Source organism: Klebsiella indica, from assembly GCF_005860775.1.
Taxonomy (GTDB): domain Bacteria; phylum Pseudomonadota; class Gammaproteobacteria; order Enterobacterales; family Enterobacteriaceae; genus Klebsiella; species Klebsiella indica.
The window spans coordinates 123,156-150,033 of record NZ_VCHQ01000007.1; the positions used below are offsets into that span (position 1 = coordinate 123,156).

21 protein-coding genes and 1 pseudogene are annotated in these 26,878 nt (G+C 54.1%); 8 read left to right on the top strand and 14 right to left on the bottom strand.

Annotated features, from left to right (window positions below):
• Position 1: 1 nt before the first annotated feature.
• Positions 2 to 919 carry a glycine betaine ABC transporter substrate-binding protein OsmF gene (osmF, locus tag FE839_RS06205; RefSeq protein WP_138359971.1) on the bottom strand — a complete coding sequence of 306 codons (918 nt, stop codon included), beginning with the start codon at positions 917 to 919 and terminating at the stop codon, positions 2 to 4.
• A 206-nt stretch (positions 920 to 1,125) separates the two neighbouring features.
• Positions 1,126 to 3,423, bottom strand: coding sequence for a beta-glucosidase BglX (gene bglX / locus FE839_RS06210; RefSeq protein WP_138359972.1), 2,298 nt, complete (start codon positions 3,421 to 3,423; stop codon positions 1,126 to 1,128).
• Between the two features lie 286 nt (positions 3,424 to 3,709).
• On the opposite strand from bglX, the gene dld reads away from it, so the two are divergent.
• Together dld and FE839_RS06220 are read left to right on the top strand one after the other, a co-directional pair.
• Entirely contained in the window at positions 3,710 to 5,452 is a 1,743-nt protein-coding gene (gene dld, locus FE839_RS06215) for a D-lactate dehydrogenase (protein ID WP_138359973.1), read from the top strand.
• A gap of 94 nt (positions 5,453 to 5,546) precedes the next feature.
• On the top strand, positions 5,547 to 6,101 hold the full coding sequence (locus FE839_RS06220; RefSeq protein ID WP_138359974.1) for a GNAT family N-acetyltransferase: 555 nt from the start codon (positions 5,547 to 5,549) through the stop codon (positions 6,099 to 6,101).
• Positions 6,102 to 6,175: 74 nt separating this feature from the next.
• On the opposite strand, the gene pbpG is transcribed toward FE839_RS06220, so the two are convergent.
• Entirely contained in the window at positions 6,176 to 7,123 is a 948-nt protein-coding gene (gene pbpG / locus FE839_RS06225) for a D-alanyl-D-alanine endopeptidase (protein WP_138359975.1), read from the bottom strand.
• Between the two features lie 174 nt (positions 7,124 to 7,297).
• Positions 7,298 to 7,885, bottom strand: a complete 588-nt coding sequence (locus FE839_RS06230; protein WP_138359976.1) for a Yip1 family protein — start codon at positions 7,883 to 7,885, stop codon at positions 7,298 to 7,300.
• Between the two features lie 1,333 nt (positions 7,886 to 9,218).
• Here FE839_RS06230 and FE839_RS06235 point away from each other — a divergent pair.
• Positions 9,219 to 9,788 carry a DedA family protein gene (locus FE839_RS06235; protein ID WP_138359977.1) on the top strand — a complete coding sequence of 190 codons (570 nt, stop codon included), beginning with the start codon at positions 9,219 to 9,221 and terminating at the stop codon, positions 9,786 to 9,788.
• Between the two features lie 90 nt (positions 9,789 to 9,878).
• On the opposite strand, the gene FE839_RS06240 is transcribed toward FE839_RS06235, so the two are convergent.
• The 4 genes and pseudogenes from FE839_RS06240 to dusC all read right to left on the bottom strand — a co-directional run bounded on the left by FE839_RS06240 (position 9,879) and on the right by dusC (position 15,232).
• Positions 9,879 to 11,273: a glycoside hydrolase family 1 protein gene (locus FE839_RS06240; RefSeq protein ID WP_138359978.1), complete on the bottom strand. Its 1,395-nt coding sequence runs from the start codon at positions 11,271 to 11,273 to the stop codon at positions 9,879 to 9,881.
• Between the two features lie 16 nt (positions 11,274 to 11,289).
• Positions 11,290 to 13,261: pseudogene (gene bglF, locus FE839_RS06245) on the bottom strand (PTS beta-glucoside transporter subunit IIABC).
• A 47-nt stretch (positions 13,262 to 13,308) separates the two neighbouring features.
• Complete coding sequence (gene bglG, locus FE839_RS06250; RefSeq protein ID WP_138359980.1) at positions 13,309 to 14,142, bottom strand: transcriptional antiterminator BglG; 834 nt, start codon at positions 14,140 to 14,142, stop codon at positions 13,309 to 13,311.
• Between the two features lie 142 nt (positions 14,143 to 14,284).
• Positions 14,285 to 15,232 carry a tRNA dihydrouridine(16) synthase DusC gene (gene dusC, locus FE839_RS06255; RefSeq protein WP_138359981.1) on the bottom strand — a complete coding sequence of 316 codons (948 nt, stop codon included), beginning with the start codon at positions 15,230 to 15,232 and terminating at the stop codon, positions 14,285 to 14,287.
• Between the two features lie 408 nt (positions 15,233 to 15,640).
• On the opposite strand from dusC, the gene FE839_RS06260 reads away from it, so the two are divergent.
• The 4 genes from FE839_RS06260 to sanA all read left to right on the top strand — a co-directional run bounded on the left by FE839_RS06260 (position 15,641) and on the right by sanA (position 18,584).
• Positions 15,641 to 16,039 (top strand): CidA/LrgA family protein, encoded by a 399-nt coding sequence (locus tag FE839_RS06260; RefSeq protein ID WP_138359982.1) that lies wholly within the window; start codon positions 15,641 to 15,643, stop codon positions 16,037 to 16,039.
• Entirely contained in the window at positions 16,036 to 16,731 is a 696-nt protein-coding gene (locus FE839_RS06265; protein WP_138359983.1) for a CidB/LrgB family autolysis modulator, read from the top strand. Before FE839_RS06260 ends, FE839_RS06265 begins: the two co-directional genes overlap by 4 nt.
• A gap of 127 nt (positions 16,732 to 16,858) precedes the next feature.
• Positions 16,859 to 17,743, top strand: a complete 885-nt coding sequence (cdd, locus tag FE839_RS06270) for a cytidine deaminase (protein ID WP_138359984.1) — start codon at positions 16,859 to 16,861, stop codon at positions 17,741 to 17,743.
• A 124-nt stretch (positions 17,744 to 17,867) separates the two neighbouring features.
• Entirely contained in the window at positions 17,868 to 18,584 is a 717-nt protein-coding gene (gene sanA / locus FE839_RS06275; protein WP_138359985.1) for an outer membrane permeability protein SanA, read from the top strand.
• Between the two features lie 61 nt (positions 18,585 to 18,645).
• Here the strand turns inward: sanA and mglC are convergent, their stop codons facing one another.
• From mglC to folE, 6 genes are all read right to left on the bottom strand, one after another.
• Positions 18,646 to 19,656 carry a galactose/methyl galactoside ABC transporter permease MglC gene (gene mglC, locus FE839_RS06280; protein ID WP_138359986.1) on the bottom strand — a complete coding sequence of 337 codons (1,011 nt, stop codon included), beginning with the start codon at positions 19,654 to 19,656 and terminating at the stop codon, positions 18,646 to 18,648.
• Between the two features lie 15 nt (positions 19,657 to 19,671).
• Complete coding sequence (gene mglA, locus FE839_RS06285) at positions 19,672 to 21,192, bottom strand: galactose/methyl galactoside ABC transporter ATP-binding protein MglA (protein ID WP_138359987.1); 1,521 nt, start codon at positions 21,190 to 21,192, stop codon at positions 19,672 to 19,674.
• A 117-nt stretch (positions 21,193 to 21,309) separates the two neighbouring features.
• Positions 21,310 to 22,308: a galactose/glucose ABC transporter substrate-binding protein MglB gene (gene mglB, locus FE839_RS06290; RefSeq protein ID WP_138359988.1), complete on the bottom strand. Its 999-nt coding sequence runs from the start codon at positions 22,306 to 22,308 to the stop codon at positions 21,310 to 21,312.
• A 282-nt stretch (positions 22,309 to 22,590) separates the two neighbouring features.
• A complete protein-coding gene (gene galS, locus FE839_RS06295) occupies positions 22,591 to 23,616 on the bottom strand; it encodes an HTH-type transcriptional regulator GalS (protein WP_138359989.1) in 1,026 nt (341 codons plus the stop codon).
• Positions 23,617 to 23,771: 155 nt separating this feature from the next.
• The gene (gene yeiB, locus FE839_RS06300) at positions 23,772 to 24,929 is read right to left on the bottom strand and encodes a DUF418 domain-containing protein YeiB (protein WP_138359990.1); all 1,158 of its coding nucleotides are present in this window, start codon (positions 24,927 to 24,929) and stop codon (positions 23,772 to 23,774) included.
• A gap of 16 nt (positions 24,930 to 24,945) precedes the next feature.
• Positions 24,946 to 25,614, bottom strand: coding sequence for a GTP cyclohydrolase I FolE (gene folE / locus FE839_RS06305; RefSeq protein WP_138359991.1), 669 nt, complete (start codon positions 25,612 to 25,614; stop codon positions 24,946 to 24,948).
• Positions 25,615 to 25,980: 366 nt separating this feature from the next.
• Here folE and fghA point away from each other — a divergent pair, with 366 nt between their 5' ends.
• Complete coding sequence (fghA, locus tag FE839_RS06310; protein WP_138359992.1) at positions 25,981 to 26,817, top strand: S-formylglutathione hydrolase; 837 nt, start codon at positions 25,981 to 25,983, stop codon at positions 26,815 to 26,817.
• Positions 26,818 to 26,878 lie beyond the last annotated feature (61 nt).

A 26,878-nucleotide genomic window follows, 5' to 3' on the forward strand; every position in this document is an offset into this window, starting at 1 on the left:
CCTACTTTAGCAGCCCTTTTTGTTGCAGATAGCTGGCAGCGACCCTCTTCGCATCCTGGCCCTCCACCGCAATACTCGCATTCAGTTGTTGCAGCGTTTTTTCGTCAAGGCTGGCGAACACCGGCTGTAGCCATTCGGCTATCTGCGGATAGGCCTCCAGCACCGCTTCACGCACGACCGGGGCTGGAGCATAAATCGGCTGCACGCCTTTCGGGTCGCTCAGGGTTTGCAACCCCAGGGCAGAGACCGGGCCATCGGTACCGTAAGCCATCGCCGCATTCACCCCGGAGGTTTGCTGCGCCGCCGCTTTGATAGTCAGCGCCGTATCGCCGCCCGCCAGCGACAGCAGTTGGTTTTGCCGAAGCTTAAAGTGATAGGCTTTTTCAAACGCCGGAAGCGCGTCCGGACGTTCGATAAATTCGGCCGAAGCAGCCAGCTTAAACTCACCGCCTTTTTGCAGATAGCTGGCAAGGTCGCTTAACGAGGTGAGATGATTTTTTGCCGCCAGATCCTGACGCACGGCGATGGTCCAGGTATTATTGGCCGGAGCCGGCGTCAGCCAGATAAGCTTATTCTTTTCCGCATCCAGTTTTTTGACTTTTTCATAACCCTGCCGCGCGTTTTTCCATGCCGGATCGTTTTCCTCTTTAAAGAAAAAGGCGCCGTTGCCGGTATATTCAGGGTAAATGTCGAGTTCACCGGCGGTTATCGCCCCGCGCACTACGGGTGTTGTGCCAAGCTGGATTTTATTGACCGTTTTCACGCCGTGGTTTTCCAGTACCAGCAAAATAATATTGCCGAGCAGCGCCCCTTCGGTATCGATTTTCGAGCCGACTTTAACCGGCTCCGCCGCCTGGAGCGGCATGCTTATCAGGGCCATCAGCGCCAGCAGAGCTGACCATTTTTTTGCCTGCATCATTCCCCGCCTCTCTTGAATTCGCGCTCCATTAACAGAAGATTAAGAAAAAGCGTAGTTCATTTGCGGCATCGCGGAAAAAGAAAAGGTCGGTTAATTCCCCCCCTGAGAGTGATGACAAAGCCGGATTCGATACTTGCTGCTATTTCTGCCGGATGGCGGCTAACGCCTTTACGCAGCCGCCTCATCGTTATCGTCCGGCTGCGCAATTACAGCAGTTCAAATTCGCTCTGCTTAACGCGAGCGGAATCAACGCCGACGAACACATTGAATTTGCCCGGCTCGGCATCGTACTTCATCTGCTGGTTCCAGAACTTCAGCGCATTGATGTCAATCGGGAAGCTGACGGTTTGCGTCTCGCCCGGCTTGAGTATCACCTTTTTAAAGCCGCGCAGCATTTTCACCGGACGGCTCATGGACGCGGTAACATCCTGCAGATAGAGCTGAATCACCGTCGCCCCTTCGCGCTTACCGGTGTTGGTCACCTGCACGCTGGCGGTAACGCTGCCATTGCGCGGCATGGTGGGTGACGACATCCTGACATCGGAAACCTTAAAGGTGGTGTAGCTCAGACCGTAACCAAACGGATAGAGCGGACCGTTAGCCTCATCAAAATAGCGCGAGGTGTACTTGTTCGGTTTATCGGGATTATACGGGCGACCGGTATTGAGATGACTGTAATACACGGGGATTTGCCCGACCGAGCGAGGGAAGGACATCGGCAGCTTGCCCGACGGGTTATAATCGCCGAACAACACATCGGCAATGGCGTTGCCGCCTTCTGTACCGGCAAACCAGGTTTCGAGGATCGCATCGGCCTGTTGATCCTCTTTCACCAGCGCCAGCGGACGCCCGTTCATCAGCACCAGCACTAACGGCTTACCGGTGGCCTTCAGGGCGCTAATCAGATCGCGCTGGCTTTGCGGTAGCCTGATGTCGGTGCGGCTGGAGGCTTCGTGCGCCATGCCCTGCGCTTCGCCAACCACGGCGACCACCACGTCGGACTGCTTCGCCGCCGCCACCGCTTCGTCGATCATCGTCTGCGGCGAACGCGGGTCGACCTGCACCGCTTTCTCATACAGATTGAGGAAGTCGACGATGCCTTTATCATTGGTGATATTGGCGCCTCGGGCATAAATAATTTTGCCTTTATCGCCCAGCGCATTACGCATGCCGGTCAGCACGGTTACTGACTGATCGGCAACGCCCGCCGCCGACCAACTGCCCATCATATCGCGCTTGCTGTCAGCCAACGGCCCCACCACCGCGATCGTGCCCGACTTTTTCAGCGGCAGCGTCTCAAGACGATTTTTCAGCAACACCAGACTCTCGCGCGCCACTTCACGCGCTTCTTTGCGATGCAGACGGCTTTCGGCGTTAGTATCCTGCGGGTCGGAGCCTTTTGGCCCCAGGTGGCTATACGGGTCGTTAAACAGGCCCATATCATATTTCACATTCAGCACATGGCGGGTGGCGTCGTCCAGCTCCGCCATCGTCACCTTGCCGGACTTCACCAGCCCCGGCAGATATTTGCTGTAGTACTCGTCGCTCATGCTCATGTTAATGCCAGCATTCAGCGCCACACGTACCGCGTCTTGCGGATCGGAGGCCACGCCGTGTTTGATCAGCTCTTTGATGGCCCCGTGGTCGGAAACGGTAATGCCCTTAAAGCCCCACTGGTCACGCAAAACATCTTTCAGCAGCCAGGCGTCGGAAGTCGCCGGTGTGCCGTTGAGCGAGTTAAGCGCCACCATCACCGCCCCGCTTCCCGCATCCAGCCCCGCTTTGTACGGTGGCATATAGTCGTTGAACAGGCGCTGCGGACTCATGTCGACGGTGTTGTACTCTTTGCCGCCCTCGACCGCGCCATAGGCGGCAAAGTGCTTGACGCTGGTCATCACTGAGTAGCGATCCGCCGGACTTTTCCCCTGCATCGACTCCACCATCGCCCTGCCCATCACGGTGGTCAGATATGTGTCTTCCCCGAAGCCTTCCGACACCCGTCCCCAGCGAGGATCGCGGGAAACATCGACCATCGGCGCCCAGGTCATATTCAGGCCATCGTCGGCGGCTTCATACGCCGATACCCGCCCGACGGTTTTAACCGCATCAAGATCAAACGAGGAGGCTAAACCGAGGCTGATAGGAAAGACGGTACGCTGGCCGTGCAGCACATCATAAGCGAAAAACAGCGGAATTTTCAGGCGGCTGAGCGCCATCACCTGGTCCTGCATAATACGGATATCATGGCGGGTCACGGTGTTAAAAATCGCCCCCACCTGACCCTCTTTGATCATTTCGCGGATAGCGTCTTTCGGGTTATCCGGCCCGACGCTAATTAAGCGCAGCTGACCGATTTTTTCATCCACCGTCATTTTCGCCAGCAGTTTGGTCACAAACGCATCCCGCGCCTGCGGTGTTAAGGGATGATTGCCGAACAGTTCATCCGCCAGCGCGGGTTGCAGCGTCAGACCGACCGCGACGCCTACAGTACAGAGCCACTTCATTTTAACCCCTTATTGTTACAGCCAAATATTTCGGCGAAAAGATAACAAAAACCGCAGTTTGCCATAAACATAAACCAGGCGCCTGTAGAAAGCGCGCACGCTTCTCTGATTTTTCATAACATTCATGCATCAAATTGTCATACAAAGCGCTATTCTTAATAGCCTATTCAGCAGGCGTTATTCGTGCCGTCATTTTGAGCCCGGCTCTGGTTCAGAATGACAAACAAAATAGCCCTAATGGATGGCTTTATTCGTGATTATCTTGTACCACCACAAGGAGTGGAACATGTCATCTGCGACAACAAATAACAACGCCTTTCTGGCTGAACTCACCCGACTGGTCGGCGCGTCTCATCTGTTGACCGATCCGGCTAAAACCCAGCGCTATCGCAAAGGATTCCGCTCCGGCCAGGGCGACGCGCTGGCGGTGGTGTTTCCCGGTACGCTACTGGAACTGTGGCGCATACTGAATGCCTGCGTTGAGGCCGATAAAATCATCCTGATGCAGGCGGCGAATACCGGCCTTACTGAAGGCTCAACCCCGAACGGTAATGATTATGACCGGGAAATCGTCATTATCAGCACGCTGCGTCTGGATAAACTGCATCTGCTGGATAAAGGTGAACAGGTACTGGCTTACCCCGGCACTACGCTCTATTCACTGGAAAAAGCCCTGAAACCATTGGGTCGCGAACCCCATTCGGTAATTGGTTCTTCATGCATCGGCGCATCGGTAATTGGCGGGATCTGCAACAATTCCGGCGGCTCACTGGTTCAGCGCGGCCCCGCCTATACCGAAATGTCCCTGTTCGCCCGGATTGATGAAAACGGCAAACTCAGTCTGGTCAACCATCTGGGTATCGATCTTGGCTCTACGCCAGAACAGATCCTCAGCCGTCTTGACGATGAGCGGATTAACGATGACGACGTTCATCACGATGGCCGTCACGCTCACGATCATGACTACGTCACTCGTGTGCGCGACGTCAATGCCGATACGCCCGCGCGCTACAATGCCGACCCGGACCGCCTGTTTGAATCCTCAGGCTGCGCCGGGAAACTGGCGGTGTTCGCCGTGCGTCTGGATACCTTCCCGGCGGAAAAACGCCAGCAGGTGTTTTATATCGGCACCAATCAGCCTGACATACTGACCGAAATTCGTCGCCATATTCTGGCTGAATTTAACCATCTGCCGGTGGCGGGCGAGTATATGCACCGCGATATTTACGATATTGCCGAGCAGTACGGCAAAGATACCTTTCTGATGATTGACAAGCTCGGCACCGATAAAATGCCGTTCTTTTTCACATTGAAAGGCCGTACCGACGCGATGCTGGAGAAAGTACCGCTGTTTAAGCCGCACTTCACCGATCGCTTTATGCAAAAACTGGGGCACGTCTTCCCGACGCATCTGCCTGAACGAATGAAAACCTGGCGTGATAAATACGAACACCATCTGTTGCTGAAAATGGCGGGAGACGGCATCGAGGAAGCGCAAACCTGGCTCAGCGACTATTTCCAGCACGCCGATGGCGATTTCTTCGTCTGTAGCGCCGAAGAAGGCAGTAAAGCCTTCCTGCACCGTTTCGCCGCCGCAGGCGCGGCAATCCGCTATCAGGCGGTGCATGCGGATGAAGTAGAGGATATTCTGGCGCTGGATATTGCGCTGCGTCGTAACGATACCGAATGGTTTGAGCATCTTCCCGCCGAGATCGACAGTCAGTTGGTTTATAAGCTCTATTACGGCCACTTTATGTGCCACGTTTTCCATCAGGATTACATTGTGAAAAAAGGCGTTGATGCCCACGCGCTGAAGGAAAAAATGTTGGCTCTGCTGCAAGCGCGTGGCGCCCAGTATCCGGCGGAGCATAACGTGGGTCACCTCTATGAAGCGCAGGAAAGTTTAAAACGCTTCTACCGTGAAAACGATCCAACCAACAGCATGAATCCGGGTATTGGCAAAACCAGTAAGCAAAAGTATTGGGGTGAATCCCAGGAGAATGCCGCGCGCGCGATCGATCCGCAATAATCCGCAAAAGGGGCTGTTCAGCCGCGCATCTTCTGTATTACGCTGCACGCCGGAGAAATCCCCTCTCCGGCAATCTCGCTACAGGAACTCCAGAATGCCCACTGTGGAAAAATTACACGCAGCTGACTTAACGATCCGCGAAGCGTTGCCCGATGACGCTCATGCTATCGCCGCACTGTATGTCTGGCACGTACTTAATGGGCGCGCCTCTTTTGAGGAGATCCCTCCCACCGTCGATGAGATGCGTAAACGCATCAAAAACGTACGCGATAACGGGCTTCCGTGGCTGGTTGCCCTGTGGCGCGGAACCATTGTCGGCTATAGCTACGCCACCTTTTATCGCCCGCGTCCGGCCTATCGCTATACCCTTGAGGAATCGATTTACGTCGAGGCGGGAATGGGCGGACGCGGTATCGGCAGCGCCCTGCTTTCCCGTTTGATTGAGCAGTGCGAACAGGGGCCGTGGCGACAAATGCTGGCGATCATCGGCGACGGGCACAGCAACGCCGGGTCTATCGCCATCCACAAAAAATTCGGTTTTAGCATCGCGGGCCAGCTGCGCAGCGTTGGTTACAAGATGGGTGACTGGCGGGACACATTAATCATGCAGCGCCCGCTCGGCGATGGCGACTGGACGCTGCCGGAGTAACATCAGCAGCGGGGCCCGCCGGTGCGGCTGCCTGAACAAGCCGCGTCAGGCGCCGCTTCCGGGAAGCGTTCTGATTAATCGTTTTGCGCAGTCTGCGCGCCGCCTTTCAGCATCGCATCGGCCATCTGCGCTTCACGCTGCTTTTTATAGCTGAGCGCGGAAGCCGGCACTGGCATCACCTTCCCGGTTTCAACCCACGTCCGCAGGCGGCTGGCGTCGGCAAAGTGGGTATATTTGCCGAACGCATCCATCACCACCAGCGCCACCGGGCGATGGTTAATCACCGTACGCATAATCAGACAGTGACCCGCAGCATTAGTGAAACCGGTTTTTGTCAGCTGAATGTTCCAGTTATCGCGGTACACCAGGTGGTTGGTGTTGCGAAACGGTAGCGTGTATGTTGGATGAGAAAAGGTCGCCATATCCTCTTTAGTGGTGCTTAGCTGACCAATCAGCGGATACTGCTCGCTGGCGATCAGCAGTTTGGTCAGATCGCGCGCGGTAGAGACGTTATGAATTGACAGTCCGGTAGGCTCGACGTAACGGGTATGGGTCATCCCCAGCGCCTGCGCCTTGGCATTCATGGCACGAATAAACGCAGCGTAACCGCCGGGATAATAGTGCGCCAGGCTGGCGGCGGCGCGGTTTTCCGACGACATCAGCGCCAGCAGCAGCATATTACGACGGCTGATTTGGCTGTTCAGGCGCACGCGCGAATAAATGCCCTTCATTTCTGGCGTCTGGCTAATATCGACGGTTAACATCTCGTCAAGCGGCTGATGGGCATCAAGCACCACCATCGCGGTCATCACCTTGGTGATCGACGCCATGGGGCGAACCCGATCCGGATGGCTGGCATAGATGATTTTTTTACTGGCGAGATCGACGATCATCGCGCTACCGGAAGCAATTTCCGGCTGTGACGCGGTCACTGCCGCGGAGGTTTTGGCCATCGCCTGGGGCGCAAAAGGCGCAGCCAGCAGCAACGTCAGGCTGAGAAAAGAAACGCGAAATCTGGTCATCGTGAACATTCTGAAAAGTATTTTTGCACGTTATAAACGTACGCCGCGGCGCAGCGTAGTCACGCCGCTGGCAAAAATTATCATAACCTGTCAGAACGCTGGCTGGCTAATAAGAATCGTGAACAAATGCTGCATTGCCGGCAGAAAAATCTATTCATGCCGGCAATGAGTTAATCAGAAGAGTCGGTATCCGTAGCCCCAGAGAAGCACGGTGATGGCAAGCAGCACTTCCAGTACCAGTACCCCAATCGCCAGGGTAGAGCTGGCGAAGCTCAACCCCTCTTCTTTATCAATCCCGAGGAAAGTCGGAATACCGAGATACAACAGATAGCCGGTATAGAGCAGTGCGATAGTGCCTGCCAGCGCACAAAGCCATACCAGCGGATAAAGCGCCACAATCCCGCTCAGGAAAATCGGCGTGGCGACATACCCAGCGAAGACCATGCAGCGTTTAAGCGAAGGCCGTTGCGGGTAGTTTCGTGCCATCCACCAGATAACCCGCCCCATCACCGCCACCCCGACCAGCATGACGGCATAAAACAGTATCGCCAGCGCCAGTCCGGTCATCAGCGACAGTTTGATTACCGTGCCATCGCCGAAGTTCCAGCCCAACTGCGTGGTGCCAATAAAGGCGCAGATAACCGGAACCGCGGCCATAAGCAATACATGGTGCGTATAGTGATGCGAAATAGTCTCGTTTTCGCTTTTAATCACCCTCATCTCCTGGCCTGGATGAGAGAAGAGTCCCCAGACATGGTTCATTGTGTCCCCCTTGTCACGGCGTGTTACAGCACTCATTTCAGTATAATTCACTCTGTAGATTATTTTATGTACAACGATAAAAATGCGCTTCCCCGTAATACGGGTCAGTTAAGGGGGGGCAGACGTGTTTATGGCACGCTGAGCGGTTTCGTTAAACGGTGGTTTAGGTGAAAGTGGCGCATTTTTACTTCCCCCATGTGATTCAGCAGGTTGCTCCGTTCACCGTCAGTAGAAGAGATATGCCATCCCCGTAGCCGGTGAACGGCATTGCGCTGGAAACCTGCAACTGTCTGACCGCTGAAGGTGATAAAACACAGAACCTCCCCTGAAAAAACGAACAGCGACGAATACGCTGCTGAAAGCACAAAACCCACAGCGATGCCCTGGTGCCCGCTGAAACCGGCGAACCGGAGACCCGAAGACAAGGGCTGGACGCCAGGGATGGCGGCCAGAGGCGAATCGAGACAGGCCGTCGAGTTGAGCCGACCGCAGGCTGAGGGTCGGGAGGTGAGCGCAGTGCGCAGCACCGGTTTCTTTGCGGGACCGCGGGGATTGTAAAGGGGGAGACGGTTTTCTCCCCCTTTACCCGTTCACGGGCGACAGTCATCCATTTTCTGCGGGATTACGGTGAACGGAACCCGTGGCGCAGGGCCTGTATTTATGGGGTTCCAGGTCAGGTAAGGCGCTAGCCGCCACCTGACAAGAATGCGGGTATGGTAGCGAAAACCGGCCTGTTATCTCCCCGTTGAGCGCAATGCTACCCCCCACATTCTGGTTCAGTGGGCTGTTCCGTTCACTGTGAATACGCAGATAGTTTTTCTGACCCTTGCGTGTGAACGAGCAAGGGGACGTTTCGCCCGTCCCCCTGCACCCCCGGCATTGCGCTGGAAACCTGCCGCTTCGCGGTGCGCTCCACTCCGGCTTCATCTGGCGGACCGGGCGGGACTCGCCCTTTCAGGGCCAGCGCAAGCGCTGTTCAAAATTGCTCCAGGCAATTTTGTCCTGTCTCGACCCGCCCTCTGGCCGCCGTCCTAGCGGCCAGTCCTGGATGCGCGCCTGCGTTCCCGCCAGGTTTCCTTGATGCGCCCAACCCCCTTGCGGTGAGCCAACAATCAATCTGTTACTCTCCCGGCGCTGTAGCTCATAAAAAACCGACGATACCGTCAGTCCTGTCACCCCATCAGGCCGTTCGCTAAAACCACCGAAAAAACGATTCCCGCTGGCCAATGACACAACCGATGACTCGCTTAACCAATCAGCATGACGCTTCCCCGCATTTTAATCATCAGGGTGTATGATTAAGGGACTGACGATTTAAGGAGTTTATCTTTATATGGATATCAATCACCTGATTTCCCAATACGGCTACGCGGCGCTGGTCATCGGCAGCATGGCGGAAGGCGAAACCATCACCCTGCTCGGCGGCGTGGCGGCACATCAGGGATTACTGAAGTTCTGGCTGGTGGTGATCTCGGTCGCTTTTGGCGGCATGCTTGGCGATCAGGTGCTTTATTTTCTTGGCCGACGCTTCGGTGGCCGGATTCTCCGGCGCTTTTCGCGCCAGAAAGCGCGGATCCGCCGGGCACAGCGCATGATCCAACGACGCCCTTATCTGTTTGTGATTGGCACGCGTTTTATGTACGGCTTTCGCGTAATCGGGCCGCTACTGATTGGCGCCAGTCGCCTGCCACCAAAGCTGTTTCTGCCGCTGAATATTCTCGGCGCGATGATATGGGCGCTGATCTTCACCACCCTGGGATATCTTGGCGGCGAAGCCATTGGCCCGTGGCTGCATCATCTCGATGCGCATCTGAAACACTGGATTTGGCTGATTCTGATCGTCGTACTGGTCCTGGCGGCGCACGGGTGGCTGAAGCGCCGCGAGGCGAAGAAGGAGAAGTGAAGCGTTTCCCGGGTCATGGAGTCAACGCCTTACTCTGACCGCAACGCCGCGCCAACAGGTAGCCCGGAGATTATCCGGGCCATCAGGCCGTTACTCTTTTAAGCTGCCGCCGTTACTGGCAATGACCTCTTTATACCAGTAGAAGCTTTTCTTCCGGCTGCGCGCCAGAGTGCCGTTGCCCTGATCATCGCGATCGACATAGATGAAGCCGTAGCGTTTGGACATCTCCGCCTTCGACGCGCTCACCAGATCAATTGGCCCCCAACTGGTGTAGCCCATCAGCTCAACGCCATCTTCAATCGCCTCGCGTACCTGCACCAGATGGTCATTAAGATAGCTGATACGGTAGTCATCGTTAATGCTGCCGTCGGCTTCCACTTTGTCTTTCGCGCCCAACCCGTTTTCAACAATAAACAGCGGCTTCTGATAGCGGTCCCACAACACGTTCAACAACGTGCGCAGGCCCAGCGGGTCAATTTGCCACCCCCACTCGGAGCTTGCCAGATGCGGGTTCGGCACCATGCTGAGGATGTTACCGCGCGCTTGCTTGTTCAGTTCTTCGTCGGCGGTTACGCAACCCGTCATATAGTAGCTAAAAGAGATAAAATCGACGGTCTCTTTCAGGGCTGCGCGATCGGCATCGGTGATCTCAATGCTGATACCGTTGTCGCGGAAATAACGCAGCATATAGCCCGGGTACGCGCCCCGACACTGTACATCACCGAAGAACTGCCAGCTGCGGTTCTGCTGCAGGGTCTCAAAAATATCCTCCGGTTTACAACTGAGCGGGTACATCAGCCCGCCAAGCAGCATATTGCCGATTTTACCTTCCGCCACGATCTCATGGCAGGCTTTAGTCGCCAGCGCGCTCGCCACCAGTTGATGGTGAATGGCCTGATATACTTCGGCTTTGCTGCTGTCAGACGGCAAACCAACCCCGGTTAGCGGCGCATGCAGGGACATATTGATTTCGTTAAACGTCAGCCACAGTTTGACCTTCGCCTGGTAACGCGCAAACACCGTCCGGGCATAGCGCTCGAAGAAACCAATCACTTTACGGTTGCCCCAGCCGCCGTACTTTTTCACCAGCGCCCAGGGCATCTCGTAGTGCGACAGCGTCACCAGCGGCGTGATGTTATGCTGCGCCATTTCATCAAAAAGCTTATCGTAAAAGGCCAGCCCGGCTTCGTTTGGCTGCGCATCATCACCGTTGGGGAAAATACGCGCCCAGGCAATGGACACGCGCAGGCAATTAAAGCCCATTTCGGCAAACAGGCTGATATCTTCCGGATAACGATGGTAAAAATCGATGGCGACATCTTTAATACCGCTGTCACCCGGCACGCGTTCCACCACATCGCCAAATATGCCGCGCGGTTGAACGTCTGAGGTGGTCAATCCTTTCCCCTCTTCCAGATAAGCGCCTTCCACCTGATTTGCCGCGGTTGCGCCGCCCCATAAAAACGCCTGCGGGAATGTCTTCATTCATCTCTCTCCTTAATTAGTGGGTTACTGACAACAGCGGCTGACCGGCTTCCACCGTGCTGGCGGAGACAATATCCAGGGCGCGATAATCGCCACTGTTGCTGATAATGACAGGGGTCGCCAGATCATAGCCGGCGTCCAGAATAGCCTTGCGGTCAAACTCCAGTAATAGATCGCCCGCTTTTATTTTGTCGCCCTCTTTAACATGGGCGGTGAACGGCACGCCATCGAGCTTAACCGTATCGATCCCGACATGGATAAGCAGTTCAATACCGCTGTCGCTTAGCAGGCCGATAGCATGTTTGGTCTGGAAAATTGAGGCCACTTCACCTGAGAACGGCGCGATAACCTTACCTTCGGATGGAATAATCGCCACCCCCTGGCCAAGCAAACCGCTGGCAAAGGTGCTATCTGGTACCTTGTCCAGAGGCAAAACGCTGCCGGTCATCGGTGCCAGAATGTCGTCTTCTGTGGCGACTGCGACCGGCGTCGCGGCCTGCTCCGCAGTTCTCCGCGGCATGCCGGCGATGAGGGTCATCACGCAGGCGAGAACCAGCGCCACAGCCATACCCACGACCCCGCCCCATACGCTGGCATCGATACCACCAGGGGGGATCATCAGCGCAGGATAAAAGATGTTCGGGAAACCGAAGGAGTAAACGCTGGTATTAAAGAATGCGCTAATCGCCCCGCCAATCGCCCCGCCTACACAGCCAAAAATAAACGGACGGCGCAGCGGCAGCGTCAGGCCATAAATCGCCGGTTCGGTGATGCCGAAAATCCCGGCGGAAAAAGCCGAGCCAGCCATCACTTTCTGTCGCATATCGCGAGTCCGCAGGAAAATACCCAATACCGCCCCCACCTGCCCCATCACCGCCGGCAACACCATCGGCCCCATGGTATCGTGGCCCAGAACCGCCAGATTATTGAACATCAGCGGCACCAGTCCCCAGTGCAGGCCGAAAATCACGCACACCTGCCACAGCGCGCCCATCGCCGCGCCAGCCAGCCAGGGCGCGACGGCGTATACAATCTGGTATCCCTGCGCCAGCAGTTGACTTAGCCAGGTGGCAACCGGGCCAATCACCAGAAAGGTCAGGGGAACGACGATGCCCAGGCAAATCGCTGGCGTGAAGAAATTTTTCATGGACGACGGCAGCAACGCGTTGCTTCTACGCTCAAGCCAGCAGCTCACCCAGGAGGCGAGAATAATCGGGATCACCGACGAGCTGTAGTTAATAAACGTGACCGGAATACCAATAAAATGCTCTACCGGCGCACCCGGCGCCTGCGCGGCTTCAAAAGCCTTAATCATCAGCGGGTGCGTTAACGCGCCGCCAATCGCCATGGTGATAAACGGATTGCCGCCGAATTTCACCCCTGAGGTATAGCCGAGAAAAAGCGGGAAGAAGAAGAACAGCGCGTCGCTGGCGGCAAACCAGATTTTATAGGTGGCGTGATCAACGCTGAGCCAACCGCAAACGACCGCCAGCGCCAGAAAGCCTTTGAGTAAACCCGTGGCGGCAAGTACGCCAATAAACGGCGTGAAAATACCGGAGACAATATCAATAAGCTGCCCAAGCAGAGAGGTTTTCTCCCCTTTTTGAGCAACAGGCTGGCTTTCATCGGTCAGGCCCGCTTCGCTACGCACAGCCAGCCAGACATCATGGACATGATTACCGATCACGACCTGAAACTGACCGCCGCTTTCCACAACCATAATAACACCGGGATTCGTCTTTAACCCTTCGGCATCGGCTTTGTTATTATCCTGAAGTTTAAAACGCAGTCGTGTCGCACAGTGAACCAGACTCACTATATTTTCTTTGCCGCCAACCCGGCGGAGAATATCCTGCGCGAGTGCTTTATATTCCATGCTGTTTTCCTTACTTCTGCTGCCCGCAGGCATCGTTAACTGAGTATGAGAAATAAAAAAAACCCGAGAACAACGCCGGGTTAGCGTTGCGCTCAGGTTTTGCCTGCATCATGCAGTAACAATCCCGTTTTAATCAGGAAGGCCAGGCCTGTTCAGCGCTTAGCGTCCCTCTTTTCTCACGCGTTCAATATGAATCGCGAGAAACATAATTTCTTCCGTGGTTAGCCGTCGCTGATAGCTTTTTTGCAGATGCAGGGCGACCGTTTCCGCACACTTCCACGCTTTAGGGTAGTTATCCTTTACGGCGCTGTGCAGCGTCACATCATCATCTTCGACAACCGTCCGCGTCAGCATGCGCTGGGCGAAAAACTTGAGATGAGTCACAAACCGCTGATAACTCAACGACTCTTCGTCATAATTCAGCGTCAGTTGATATTTCACCAGTTGCAGAATTTCCTGCATTACGCGGGTGACGTGCATCACCTCCGGCATTTCGCTGTTGAGCTGTGCTGTCACCAGATGCAGGGCGATAAACCCGGCTTCATCTTCTGCAAGTTCAACCCCGAGCCTTTTGGCGATAATCGCCCGGGCTTCTTGCCCCAGTGCAAACTCCTTCGGGTACAGCCGTTTAATTTCCCACAGCAACACATTACGCAGCGCCACACCCTTCTTCTGCCGCTCAATCGCAAAGTGGCAGTGATCGGTCAGAGTAATGTATAAACTGTCCTGTAATTTACCGAGACGATCACGCGCCAGATCGATAATTCGATCGCAGGTGGTGATCACATCTAATGGTATCTGACTGAGTAACTCGCCTAAACGGCCAACCAGTTCATCGCTCTGCAGCGCGAAGACCTTTTCAATTTTGCTTTCATCCAGAGAGTCACCAACGCGTTTTTGAAAGGCAAGTCCTCGGCCCATGACCACCTGTTCGCGCTGCTGCTCATCTACAACCACCACTACATTATTATTAAGTACTTTGGCGATTTGCATATGAACCCCAAAAACAAAAAAACCTGACCCCGACAGAAGCCAGGAATCAGGTTTTGCCTGCCGAAGCAGTAACAATCGGTCGTCAGTATTTCACTGCCCGTCGGATAAACTCAACGGGGCAAACCGAAAAATGTGATGAAGGTCAGATAGTTTTGTTCCGCCAGCCGTTAATTGTACGCGCTATGCTCGATGAGTCCTGCAGGGTACGCACCGCACTGAAAAGCGCTGACGCTTCAGAGTATTCTTTACGCAAATAGCTCAGCCACTGTTTGATACGCGCGACATGATAAAGACCGGTATCGCCCTGCTTCTCCAGGCGGGTATATTTTTGCAGCAGTTCAACCACCTGGGGCCAGGGCATTCGCGGTTCGTTGTATTTTATTACCCGGCTTAAGTTTGGTACGTTCAACGCGCCGCGGCCAATCATGATCGCCTCGCAGCCGGTCGCCGTGAGGCAATCCCTGGCGCTTTGCCAGTCCCGGATCTCGCCGTTGGCCACCACCGGGATAGCCAGACGCTGGCGAATTTCACCGATCGCCCGCCAGTTAATACACTCCGCTTTATAACCCTCTTCTTTGGTTCGACCATGCACGACCAGCTCACTGGCCCCCGCCTGCTGAACCGCATCGGCGATTTCAAAACGCCGCTCGCTGCTGTCCCATCCCAGACGCACTTTCACCGTGACCGGTAAATGCGCCGGAACCGCCTCACGCATCGCCTTCGCGCCGCGATAGATGAGTTCAGGATCTTTGAGCAACGTCGCGCCGCCGCCGCTGCCGTTCACCAGCTTTGAGGGGCAACCGCAGTTAAGATCGACACCCCAGGAACCGAGTTCAACCGCACGGGCGGCGTTTTCCGCCAGCCACTGGGGAGACTGTCCAAGCAGTTGCACGCGCACGCGGGTACCGGATGGCGTCAGGCTATTATTGCGCAGCTCCGGGCACAGTTTATAGAACGATTTTACCGGCAAAAGTTGATCCACCACACGCAAAAACTCGGTGATGCAGAGATCATAATCATTCACGTCGGTCAGCAACTCGCGCACCAGCGAATCGAGTACGCCTTCCATCGGCGCCAGTAATACACGCATAGTTTATCATTGCCCGGAAAAAAGAGGCGCTATGGTAGCGTCTCCGGATACGGGTTAAAAGAGGCGAGGTGCGTTTTCTCCCCCATACCACGCATTACGCCTGAACGGACGACACATCGGCGCCTGGCGTGAACGTATGAGATGGTCAGCAATGCGTCGCCAGCAGGCTATGCTCAATTTGCCGCGCCTTTAACAAAAAGGTAGCGTTGGGGCGAGGGGAAAAGTGAGTATCGTTGCTGGCGCTGAGCCGATTTCCCCACTTTCTGTCCCTGCAATCATCACTCTGACAGACGGACGGTTTATTGTTCCCGATCGCTGTCTCAGGTATGCGGAGAATTCATGATGTGATCGGTAGCACATTTTCAGGTTTAATTGTATGATGAATGTGGTTCATCAAGGGTTATTACCATGAGTAAGTCACTGAATATTGTCTGGCAGTATCTGCGCGCTTTCGTGTTGATCTATGCCTGTTTGTATGCCGGTATTTTTATCGCCTCACTGCTGCCCATTACCATTCCCGGCAGCATTATTGGCATGTTGATTTTGTTCTGTCTGCTGGCGCTGCAAATCATGCCGCCGCAGTGGGTTAACCCGGGCTGCAATATCCTGATTCGCTATATGGCGCTGCTGTTTGTGCCTATCGGCGTGGGCGTCATGCAATACTGGGATCTGCTGCGGGCGCAGTTAGGCCCGGTGGTGGTCTCCTGTGCGATAAGCACGCTGCTGGTCTTTTTAGTGGTTAGCTGGAGCTCACATCTGGTTCACGGGGAACGCAAAGTGGTTGGGCAAAAAGGAACTGAAAAATGATCCATGAAATTTGGTGGTCGCTGCCGCTGACCCTGGTCGTCTTTTTTCTTGCCCGCAAGCTGGCGGCACGGTTTAAATTTCCCCTGCTCAACCCACTACTGGTAGCGATGGTGGTGCTGATCCCCTTTCTACTGGTAACCGGCATTTCTTATCAGCGCTATTTTCAGGGCAGCAAAATTCTCAATGACCTGCTGCAACCGGCAGTCGTCGCGCTGGCTTTTCCTCTTTATGAGCAATTGCACCAGATCCGCGCGCGCTGGAAATCCATTATCACCATCTGCTTTATTGGCAGCGTGGTAGCCATGGTTACCGGAACGACCGTGGCGCTGCTGATGGGCGCGACGCCGCAGATTGCCGCCTCCATTCTGCCAAAATCGGTGACGACGCCGATTGCCATGGCGGTAAGCAGCAGTATTGGCGGTATTCCGGCAATCAGCGCGGTCTGCGTTATTTTCGTCGGCATTCTCGGCGCGGTCTTCGGCCATACGCTACTGAATTTAATGCGTATCCGCACTAAAGCCTCACGCGGGCTGTCGATGGGCACGGCTTCCCACGCCCTGGGGACCGCGCGCTGTGCGGAACTCGACTATCAGGAGGGGGCATTCAGCTCACTGGCACTGGTGTTATGCGGGATTATCACTTCGCTGATCGCGCCGTTTTTATTTCCGCTTATTCTGGCAATAGTGGGATAAACGTGACTTTTATCACATTTATAAATGCAACATAAAATAATTACACTAAAAATGAGATATTAATCACATGTAGAGATAAACACCCCCCGTACACTGAATTCTCATTACATTGTTATGAGGCAACGCCATGCATCCACGTTTTCAAGATGCTCTTCCGCAACTGGCGGCGGACCTGCAAGCGGCCATTTCCCCGATGCTGGCCGATCCGCATTTTCCTGCTCTGTTAAACGCGGGGCAGGTCGCGGAATTGCAAAGTGCGACGGGTCTGGACGAAGACGCGCTGGCCTTTGCGCTGCTGCCGCTGGCGGCGGCCTGCGCCCGTGCCGATCTCTCCCATTTCAACGTCGGCGCGATTGCCCGCGGTATCAGCGGAACCTGGTATTTTGGCGGCAATATGGAATTTCTCGGCGCCACCATGCAGCAGACCGTGCACGCCGAGCAAAGCGCCATCAGTCATGCCTGGCTGCGCGGGGAAAAATCACTACGGGCCATTACCGTCAACTACACCCCTTGCGGCCACTGCCGTCAGTTTATGAATGAACTGAACAGCGGACTGGCGCTGCGTATCCATCTGCCCGGTCGCGAAGCGCATTCGCTCCGGCACTATCTGCCGGACGCGTTCGGCCCGCAAGACCTACAAATAAAAACGCTGCTGATGGATGAGCAGGATCATGGCTTCCCGCTCCGCGGCGACGCGCTGGCTCAGGCGGCCATTCAGGCAGCAAACCGTAGCCATATGCCTTACAGCCACTCGCCCTCCGGCGTGGCGCTGGCGCTCACGGACGGTACGATATTTACCGGCAGCTATGCCGAGAACGCCGCTTTTAACCCCACGCTACCTCCATTGCAGGGGGCGCTAAATCTGCTGAGCCTTAATGGCTACGACTACCCGGATATTCAGCGCGCCATTCTCGCCGAGAAAGGCGATGCGGCCTTGATTCAGTGGGATGCCACCGCGGCGACATTGAAGGCGCTGGGCTGTCATCATATCGATCGCATACTGTTAAGTTAATCACACAGTGCGGGTCAGGCGGCCCGTATTGTTGAAAATCCCCGCAATTAAACGACGGTTTCTTGCGCTTGCCCGACGGGTAAAGTAGCCTGAAGTCTCCCTCTGCCACTATTGAGCCAGGTTCATGTTAAAGCGTGCGTTATACAGCCTGTTAGTCCTGTTCGGCTTACTGCTGTTAACCGTGCTGGGTCTTGACCGCTGGATGAGCTGGAAGACATCGCCCTATATCTACGACGAACTGCAGGATCTGCCCTACCGCCAGGTGGGTGTGGTTCTTGGCACCGCCAAGTACTACCGTACCGGCGTCATCAATCAATATTATCGTTATCGGATTCAGGGCGCGCTGAACGCCTATAACAGCGGCAAAGTGAACTATCTGTTGCTAAGCGGCGATAACGCCTTGCATAGTTATAATGAGCCGATGACCATGCGCCGCGATTTGATTAAAGCTGGTGTCGATCCGGCGGATATTGTGCTGGATTATGCCGGTTTCCGCACGCTCGATTCGATAGTTCGTACCCGTAAAGTTTTCGATACTAACGACTTTATTATTATCACCCAGCGCTTTCACTGCGAGCGGGCGTTATTTATCGCCCTGCATATGGGGATTCAGGCACAGTGCTATGCGGTGCCGTCACCCAAGGATATGTGGAGCGTACGCCTGCGCGAGTTCGGCGCACGCTTTGGCGCGCTCGCCGATCTCTATATTTTCAAACGCGAACCCCGCTTTTTAGGCCCGCTAATTCCGATTCCCTCACCGCAGGAAGTCCCGGACGGTGCGCAGTCCTATCCCGCAGTGACGCCGCAGCAGTTGCTGGAGCTACAGAAAAAAGAGAAGTGATTTGCCGCCCTCTCCAGTCCAGGCAGACGTCTTAACCAACGTCTGCCTGAGCGCGTGGCCTTTACTTCTTGCGCGCGTACTTCAGAGAGTCCAGCGCCACGGCGAAGATAATAATCGCCCCTTTGATAATGTACTGCCAGTATGGATTCACGCCGATATAGGTCAGGCCGTAGTTAATAACGGTAAAGATAATCACCCCGGTCACCACGCCCAATACCGTACCTACCCCGCCGCTAAACGACACGCCTCCCACCACGCAGGCTGCAATCGCATCCAGCTCATACATAAAGCCAAGGTTGTTGGTCGCCGAACCGATACGCCCTGCTTCCAGCAGCCCACCGAAGGCATAGAACACACCGGACAGCGCATAAATCAGCAGCAGGTTCAGACCAACGTTGACGCCGGAAACCTTCGCCGCCTCCGGGTTGCCGCCAATAGCAAAGATGTTTTTACCAAAACGGGTCTTATTCCACAGGATCCAGACGAAGAAAACGGCAATCAGCGCATAAAAGGTGATATACGACAGGCGAAATGACCCCAGCGACACAAACCCCTGAGTAAAATGCGAGAAGTGGCTGTCGAAGCCGGAAATCGGCGACGCGCCAACAAAGTCATAATACAGCGAGTTGATACCGTAAACGATGATCATTGTGCCGAGGGTGGTGATAAACGGCGTCACGTTGAGATAGGCGATGATAATTCCGTTGATAAGCCCAATCACCGCGCCAACCGCACAGACCAGCAGGATCACCAGCGGAATCGGCATCGTTGCCATATCCGGGAACACCTTGTTGGCATTATCCACTGCCTGAAGCATCGTGGCGGCGATAACCGCCGCCAGACCAACCTGACGCCCGGCGGAAAGGTCAGTCCCCTGGGTGACGATAAGGCCAGCCACCCCCAGAGCGATAATAATACGCACCGAAGACTGAGTCAGAATATTACTTAAATTCAGCAAACTTAAGAAAGTCGGATCCTGGAAAATAATAATTGCCAGCAACACAAAAAGAACCACATAAATCCCACCCTCTTTCAGATAAGTGAGAATACTCTTTTTATTTAACGCACTCATAAGGAGCCCCTGATCTTAAAGGTGCAACGACGCAAGACGAAGAATTTCGTTCTGCGTGGTGGTTTTCGTCTCAACAATTCCGGCGACAAGACCATTGCTCATCACCAGAATACGGTCGGTAATCCCCAGCAACTCCGGCATTTCAGAGGAAATAATAATGATCCCTTTGCCTTTTTTCGCCAGTTCCGCCATTAATTGATAAATTTCGAACTTGGCCCCGACATCAATTCCACGGGTGGGTTCATCAAGCATCAGAATTTCCGGCTGGGTTAATAGCCAGCGCCCGATGATGACTTTTTGTTGATTACCACCGGACAACGACCCAATTTGCGTGCGCTGTCCTGGGGTTTTCACACGCATGGAATCAATGACCCATTGGGTATCGCTTTTCATGCGCGAATTATCCAGCAACCCGACCTTATTCCTGTAATTCTTAATATTGGAGATCAGCGAGTTAAAACCGATATCCAGATACGCATAGATCCCTGTCGAGCGGCGTTCTTCAGTCACCAGCGCAAAGCCATGGTTGATGGCCTCATTGGCACTATGATTATTAATCTTGTTACCGTGCAGCGTTATTGTTCCATTAACCTTTTCACGAATACCAAATAAGGTTTCAACAATATCGGTACGCTTCGCGCCAACCAGCCCGGCAATACCCAGAATTTCGCCTTTATGCAGATCGAAAGAGACATCGCGAATTGACGGCTGACGTAGTGAAGTCAAATTACGGACCTCAAGAATCACCTCGCCCGGCGTGTTCTCCCGGTTCGGGAAACGCTGATTCAAAGAACGCCCCACCATCATAGCGATGATTTTATCCATATCCAGCCCTTCCAGTGGCTGGGTCGCAATCCACTGACCATCGCGCAGAACGGTAATGTCATCACACAGCTGAAAAATCTCTTCCATTTTGTGGGAAATATAAACAATACCGCAGCCGCGCGCTTTCAGCTTACGGATAATCTTAAACAGATGATTGACTTCTTTTTCGGTCAACGATGAGGTGGGCTCATCCATAATCACGATTTTCGCGTTATAAGAAAACGCCTTCGCAATTTCAATCATCTGCATTTGTGATACCGATAATGTCCCGACGCGGGCGCGCGGGTCGATATCAATATCCAGTTCATCAAAAATCGCACGGGTATCACGATACATTTTTTCCTGATCGACAAACATGCCCTTAACGGGATAACGTCCCAGCCACATGTTGTCCATCACCGACCGCTGTAATACCAGATTTAATTCCTGATGAACCATTGAAATACCGTTTTCCAGGGCCTCTTTTGCCGAATGGAAATCGATCTCTTTTCCCTGAAATAGAATACTGCCAGAATCTTTTTGATAGATTCCAAAAAGGCATTTTAATAATGTTGATTTTCCCGCGCCGTTCTCCCCCATTAATGCATGAATCGAGTGGGGACGAACCTTGAGGTTCACATTATCGAGCGCCTTAACGCCAGGAAACGATTTGTTGATATTTCGCATTTCCAACAAATATTCACCTGACTGTTCGCTATTATTGCTGACCATAGTTGTACCTGGCTGCGTGCGTACATCCCCTGAACAATGTATTAACATCGGAAAGGGTTGGATACGGTATCAGAATAATCGGGCGTACTCTATGTACGCCCGCAGCTTATTAAGAGGTTACTTTCCGATAAATTGGCTCAGATTGTCTTTATCAACCCCCACATAGGGTACGCGGACGATCTTATTGTCAATTTTCCAGTGAGTACCGGCTGCCGGCTCTTTGCCTTCCGCCAGGTTTTTCGCCAGATCGAAGGTGGCTTTCGCCTGATTATTCGCATCATTCAGTACTGTACCGGCCATTGCGCCAGATTTTACCAGCGCCAGCGCTTCGGGCAGGGCATCGACGCCAAATACCGGAATACTGCTCTTATTGTGGGCCTTCAGCGCTTCTACCGCGCCCATCGCCATCGCATCGTTGTTGGAAATAACGACTTCAATTTTGTTGGCATTCGGGCCAGACAGCCAGGCATCCATTTTGTCTTTCGCCTGAGCGGTATCCCACATTGCGGTATCTAATGCCAGCTGCTGAGTCTGGAAGCCTTTATCGTGCAGTTCCTTAATCACATAGGTGGTACGCGCTTCAGCATCCGGATGTCCCGGCTCGCCTTTCAGCAGGACAAACTGAATCTTGCCATCTTTGTTCAGATCCCAGTTCGGATTCGCTTTCCAGTGTTTCGCAATCAGATCGCCCTGGATAATCCCCGACTCTTTTGAATCGGTACCGACATAATAGGCTTTGTCATAGCTATCCAGCGCTTTACGGGAAGGCTCTTTGTTAAAAAACACTACCGGAACGTTCTGGCTCCGTGCTTTATCAATAATCGTCCCCGCTGCCGCCGGATCCACCAGGTTAATCGCCAGCGCTTTCACGCCTTTTGCCAGCAGGACATCAATCTGATCGTTTTGCTTGGACTGGTCGTTTTGCGAGTCATTCATTAACAGTTGAACATCCGGCGCTGATTTACTGTCTTTCTCGATTGCCTTACGCACCACCGACATAAAGTTGTCGTCATATTTGTAAATCGTCACGCCGATACGGGTATCTGCTGCGTGCGCCGCGGCACCAAATAACATGCCAGCGATGACAGCGGGCAGGGTGAACACCTTCTTATTCATGGAATCTCCGGTTTTATTATGCAGGGTCATTGAGGGTGAAAATGGCTGACGGTAGCGTTACATTTATGTAACCGAACAGCTACATTCACGACTGTAATTCTGTCTTCCGTATAAAGTGAATCTCCTGGAAAAATGGTTTTATTTATCGTTTATCCGCTGATTACTGAGGTAAAAGTGAGTAATCACCGCATGTTGGCACACGTAAACGCAGCAATAATAGTTATCTTAATGTTAATAAACTGTGAAATTACTCACAGATTGAAAGCGGTTACATCAGAGAAGTCATGAGTTAGTGATCGGCGCCACAATTTGCCTTTGGCTCACAGAATGACGGCGCACCAGCGTCGGCATAAAGCAGTGGCTGGCATCATGCTCCTGTTTTCCGGCGGCGCCCTGTAGCGCCAGTTCAGTCGCCAGTTTCGCCATCGACATAATCGGATAGCGCACCGTCGTCAGTTGCGGATCGGTGTAACGGGAAATGGGAATATCATCAAAACCAATCAGCGACAGATGCTGCGGCACGGCAATACCGTTGTCTTTCAAGGCGGTCAACGCCCCTGCGGCCATGCTGTCGTTATAGGCAAAGACGGCGGTCAGGCCGAGATTACGCCCCAACAGCTCAACCATCGCCGCTTCTCCGCCCTGCATATCCGGCGATCCCGAAGCGACCCAGCTGTCAGAAGCAACAATGCCCTGTTCCTGCAACGCCCTGCTCCACCCCTCCCGACGGAAATCATCATCTTCAATACCGTGGCTGGAGGAGAGATAGGCAATGCGCTGGTGGCCATGATTCAGCAGCATGCGGGTGGCCATCAGCGCACCGCTGACGTTATCCAGCCCAATGCAGCGATGAGCGTATCCCGGTACGATGCGGTTAATCAGCACCATTCCCGGCATATGCTCCATAAAATCACCCAGCTCCGCGTCGCTTAGCGCTTTTGAGTGAACAATCAACGCTGAACAACGCTGGCGAATCAGCACTTCAATAGCATTGCGCTCTTTTTCCGCTTCATGGTAGCTGTTGCCGATCAGCACATATTTGTGATGCTGCTGAGCAACGGTATCAACGGCTTTAACCAGCGCGCCAAAAAAAGCGTCCGATACATCCATCACCACCACGCCGATAGTATCGCTGACCTGCGTGGCCAGCGCCTGAGCGTTGGCATTGGGTCGATAGCCCAACTGGGCTACCGCCTTCATTACCGCCTCTCGCGTTAGCGGGCTTACCAGCGCGCTGTTATTCAGCACACGTGAAACGGTCGCGACGGACACCCCCGCCTGGCGGGCAACATCACGAATGGTGATCATGCTCACCGGCCTTCAGAGAATTGCAGTACCTCATACTCACCTCCTGTGTTCAGTAAGGTGGCTATTCTGGCAGCGACGTGCGGCGCGCTGCGTGAGTGAAGTCACAGGGATGGAAACGGTTACATCTATTTTATTAACGATTGTGATCCAGATCGTTATCGTGATGTATCTTTTAATGATGTCCCTGAGGCACGACATGTTAACTGACGCCATAGCCATTCAACAGGCCCCTGACGAAAATGACGTAGCCAAAGCCACGAGAAGAGGAGATTAACCGTCCATATTGGCGGTACAAAGGCCAATAACGATAAGCGGTCAAACTTCATAAAGAGATCGAAACGGTAAAACAGCGTCGTACAAATCAGGGTTTGCAACAGATAGTTGCTCAACGCCATGCGGCCAACGCAGGCAATTGCCGCCGCCAGGCGCAATTTACACAACTGCGGCCAGAAGCCCCATGCCAGCGCCGCGTAGCCAATCGTTTGCAGCGGCGCACTTATCTCGCGCGGCGCCTGGAGCAGGAATGCACACCAGCGATAATCCCAGCCGAGATGCCACTGGGTAAAAATCGACGGCAAATTAATCGCCATTCCGACAATAATCAACAGTGCGCCAGCGCAGCGGTAATGACGCAGGCTGAACTGCCCTTTGAGCCAACCGCTGCGCATCAGCGCGGCCCCCATCAACATCATCCCCGCCAGTTGCCAACCGTACTGCGCGCCCAGCGCCAGCAGGCTATCCGACAGCATATCCGCACGATTGCGCACCGCCTCAAAGCCGCCATTCAGCTTCCAGAACTGCTCATATTGCACATTCGCCGCATCCGGTACCCAGGAACGATTTGGCGTGTTGCCGGAAATCAAGCCCAGCAGTACCAGCACCGCCACACCAATGAGGTACAGCACCACACCGGTATTAAACAGCGATTTGGCATCATGGGCCTCGCGCACCATCCGCCAGCTCACCAGCCCGACCAGCGCGTAGGCGAGCAGGATATCGCCATCCCAGAACAACAGACCATGAATAAAACCAAGCAGCGCCAGCAGCGTCAGACGCGACTGGATCCAGCGCTTGCCGCGCGGCAGCAGAAGCTGAAGCCCGGCACCGAATAACAGCGCGAACAGCGTGAGGAATTTGACCTGCGCCAGCAGATCGAGGATCGCCCAGGTCCAGGCATCACTATCAGAAACCCGCCCGGACCATGCCGGATTGAGATAAGCGGCCTTCGGTAAACCGAAGGCAACGATATTCAGCAGCAGGATACCAAGGATGGCGACGCCGCGGACAAAGTCCAGCGTGACATTTCTCTCCATCTACCCTGCCCCATTTTTAGTTATGATGGCGTACGGCGCGCAGGAACTCCTGGCGAGTATTCTGACTGGATTTAAACAGACCGCCCAGCGATGTCGTGGTCGTGGCGCTGGTCGCATCGCGAATGCCGCGCGCCTTCACGCAATAGTGCACCGCGTCAATCGAAACCGCGACGTTATTAGTGCCCAGCAGCGTTTGCAGCGCGGTGAGGATCTGCTGGGTCAGGCGCTCCTGCACCTGTGGACGCTGGGAGAAGAACTGCACGATACGGTTGATTTTCGACAGGCCAATCACCGAATCTTTCGGAATATAGGCGACGGTCGCTTTACCATCAATCGTCACAAAATGGTGTTCGCAGGTGCTGGTGAGGGTGATATCACGCACGGTCACCATTTCATCAACCTGCATCTTATTTTCGATGACGGTGATTTTGGGGAAGCGGGCGTAATCCAGGCCGGAGAAAATCTCATCGACATACATTTTTGCGATACGATGCGGCGTCTCCATCAGGCTGTCATCACTTAAATCAAGGTTTAACAGCTGCATAATCTCGGTCATGTGTCCGGCAATCAGACGCTTGCGAGTTTCATTATCAATTTCTTGCACTGGCGGACGCAACGGCGTCTCCAGCCCACGAGCGACAAGCGCTTCATGAACGAGTATGGCTTCTTTACTCAGTGATGACATTTATAATCTCCTGCAGGTGTGGCGCGCTTTGCTCTTCTGAGGGCAAAGTTTGTATCATTGTGCGTGAGGTGACGCACAGAATCCAGTGGCCGCCGCGATAATTGTTGAAATTGGCCTTACCTCTCGTTCCATGTCCCCAGTCCCGCAAATGACGATACGTCCGGAAATGCCTTACACAGATTGCCGAAATCAAGCTCATCACGGGGACATAACGCAATTCCTGACGCGATGGCAACAGCAGTATGTTGGTTAAACGTTGCATTAATGATGCAATACGTTCCGAAAAGGAGAAAGTGAAAGTTGCTCACGGGTGAATGAAAATCTGTATTATGAAGAATTACGCGCACAACCCATAAGGAGCCTTGCATGGAACTGCTCGAAGAGCACCGCTGTTATGAAGGTCGGCAGCAACGCTGGCGGCACGACTCCACGACGCTGAACTGTGCAATGACATTCAGCCTCTTTTTACCGCCCTCTGCCACCGACACGCCGCCACCGGTTCTCTACTGGCTGTCCGGGCTCACCTGCAACGATGAAAATTTTACCACCAAATCGGGGGCGCAGCGGGTTGCCGCTGAGCTGGGTATTGCGCTGGTGATGCCGGACACCAGCCCACGCGGCGAACACGTTGCCGATGACAGCGCTTACGATCTGGGTAAAGGCGCTGGCTTTTATCTCAACGCGACTCAGGCGCCCTGGTCCGCGCATTTTCGCATGTACGATTACCTTTGCAACGAGCTGCCGCAGCTGATTGCCAGCGAATTTAACGTCAGCGAGCGCTGCGCCATCAGTGGACATTCCATGGGCGGCCACGGCGCGCTGATTATGGCGCTGAAGAACCCGGGCCGTTTCGTCAGCGTATCGGCTTTCGCCCCTATCGTTAACCCGGGCCAGATTCCCTGGGGTAAAAAAGCATTTACCGCTTATCTGGGTGCGGATGAAACAACCTGGCGCGCCTGGGATAGCTGCGCCTTAATGCAAGCCAGCCGGGCGGAGGATGCGATACCGACCCTGATCGACCAGGGCGATAGCGATCCATTCCTTGCCGAACAGCTGCAACCGGCGGTTCTCGCTGAAATCGCGCGGCAGAAAAGCTGGCCGCTGACCCTGCGTATTCAGTCGGGTTATGACCACAGCTACTATTTTATTGCTTCCTTTATTGAAGATCATTTGCGCTTTCATGCGCAGTATCTGTTGAATTGACATCCCCCGCGCCTTCCCGAATATGATGTAGCCGCCAGGCGTTTTGCCTGCGGCTCTGCCC

Excerpts from the sequence above, each read along its gene's own strand:
- osmF (WP_138359971.1), bottom strand. The coding sequence starts at position 919 with ATGATGCAGGCAAAAAAATGGTCAGCTCTGCTGGCGCTGATGGCCCTG.
- bglX (WP_138359972.1), bottom strand. The coding sequence starts at position 3,423 with ATGAAGTGGCTCTGTACTGTAGGCGTCGCGGTCGGTCTGACGCTGCAA.
- dld (WP_138359973.1), top strand. The coding sequence starts at position 3,710 with ATGTCATCTGCGACAACAAATAACAACGCCTTTCTGGCTGAACTCACC.
- FE839_RS06220 (WP_138359974.1), top strand. The coding sequence starts at position 5,547 with ATGCCCACTGTGGAAAAATTACACGCAGCTGACTTAACGATCCGCGAA.
- pbpG (WP_138359975.1), bottom strand. The coding sequence starts at position 7,123 with ATGACCAGATTTCGCGTTTCTTTTCTCAGCCTGACGTTGCTGCTGGCT.
- FE839_RS06230 (WP_138359976.1), bottom strand. The coding sequence starts at position 7,885 with ATGAACCATGTCTGGGGACTCTTCTCTCATCCAGGCCAGGAGATGAGG.
- FE839_RS06235 (WP_138359977.1), top strand. The coding sequence starts at position 9,219 with ATGGATATCAATCACCTGATTTCCCAATACGGCTACGCGGCGCTGGTC.
- FE839_RS06240 (WP_138359978.1), bottom strand. The coding sequence starts at position 11,273 with ATGAAGACATTCCCGCAGGCGTTTTTATGGGGCGGCGCAACCGCGGCA.
- bglG (WP_138359980.1), bottom strand. The coding sequence starts at position 14,142 with ATGCAAATCGCCAAAGTACTTAATAATAATGTAGTGGTGGTTGTAGAT.
- dusC (WP_138359981.1), bottom strand. The coding sequence starts at position 15,232 with ATGCGTGTATTACTGGCGCCGATGGAAGGCGTACTCGATTCGCTGGTG.
- FE839_RS06260 (WP_138359982.1), top strand. The coding sequence starts at position 15,641 with ATGAGTAAGTCACTGAATATTGTCTGGCAGTATCTGCGCGCTTTCGTG.
- FE839_RS06265 (WP_138359983.1), top strand. The coding sequence starts at position 16,036 with ATGATCCATGAAATTTGGTGGTCGCTGCCGCTGACCCTGGTCGTCTTT.
- cdd (WP_138359984.1), top strand. The coding sequence starts at position 16,859 with ATGCATCCACGTTTTCAAGATGCTCTTCCGCAACTGGCGGCGGACCTG.
- sanA (WP_138359985.1), top strand. The coding sequence starts at position 17,868 with ATGTTAAAGCGTGCGTTATACAGCCTGTTAGTCCTGTTCGGCTTACTG.
- mglC (WP_138359986.1), bottom strand. The coding sequence starts at position 19,656 with ATGAGTGCGTTAAATAAAAAGAGTATTCTCACTTATCTGAAAGAGGGT.
- mglA (WP_138359987.1), bottom strand. The coding sequence starts at position 21,192 with ATGGTCAGCAATAATAGCGAACAGTCAGGTGAATATTTGTTGGAAATG.
- mglB (WP_138359988.1), bottom strand. The coding sequence starts at position 22,308 with ATGAATAAGAAGGTGTTCACCCTGCCCGCTGTCATCGCTGGCATGTTA.
- galS (WP_138359989.1), bottom strand. The coding sequence starts at position 23,616 with ATGATCACCATTCGTGATGTTGCCCGCCAGGCGGGGGTGTCCGTCGCG.
- yeiB (WP_138359990.1), bottom strand. The coding sequence starts at position 24,929 with ATGGAGAGAAATGTCACGCTGGACTTTGTCCGCGGCGTCGCCATCCTT.
- folE (WP_138359991.1), bottom strand. The coding sequence starts at position 25,614 with ATGTCATCACTGAGTAAAGAAGCCATACTCGTTCATGAAGCGCTTGTC.
- fghA (WP_138359992.1), top strand. The coding sequence starts at position 25,981 with ATGGAACTGCTCGAAGAGCACCGCTGTTATGAAGGTCGGCAGCAACGC.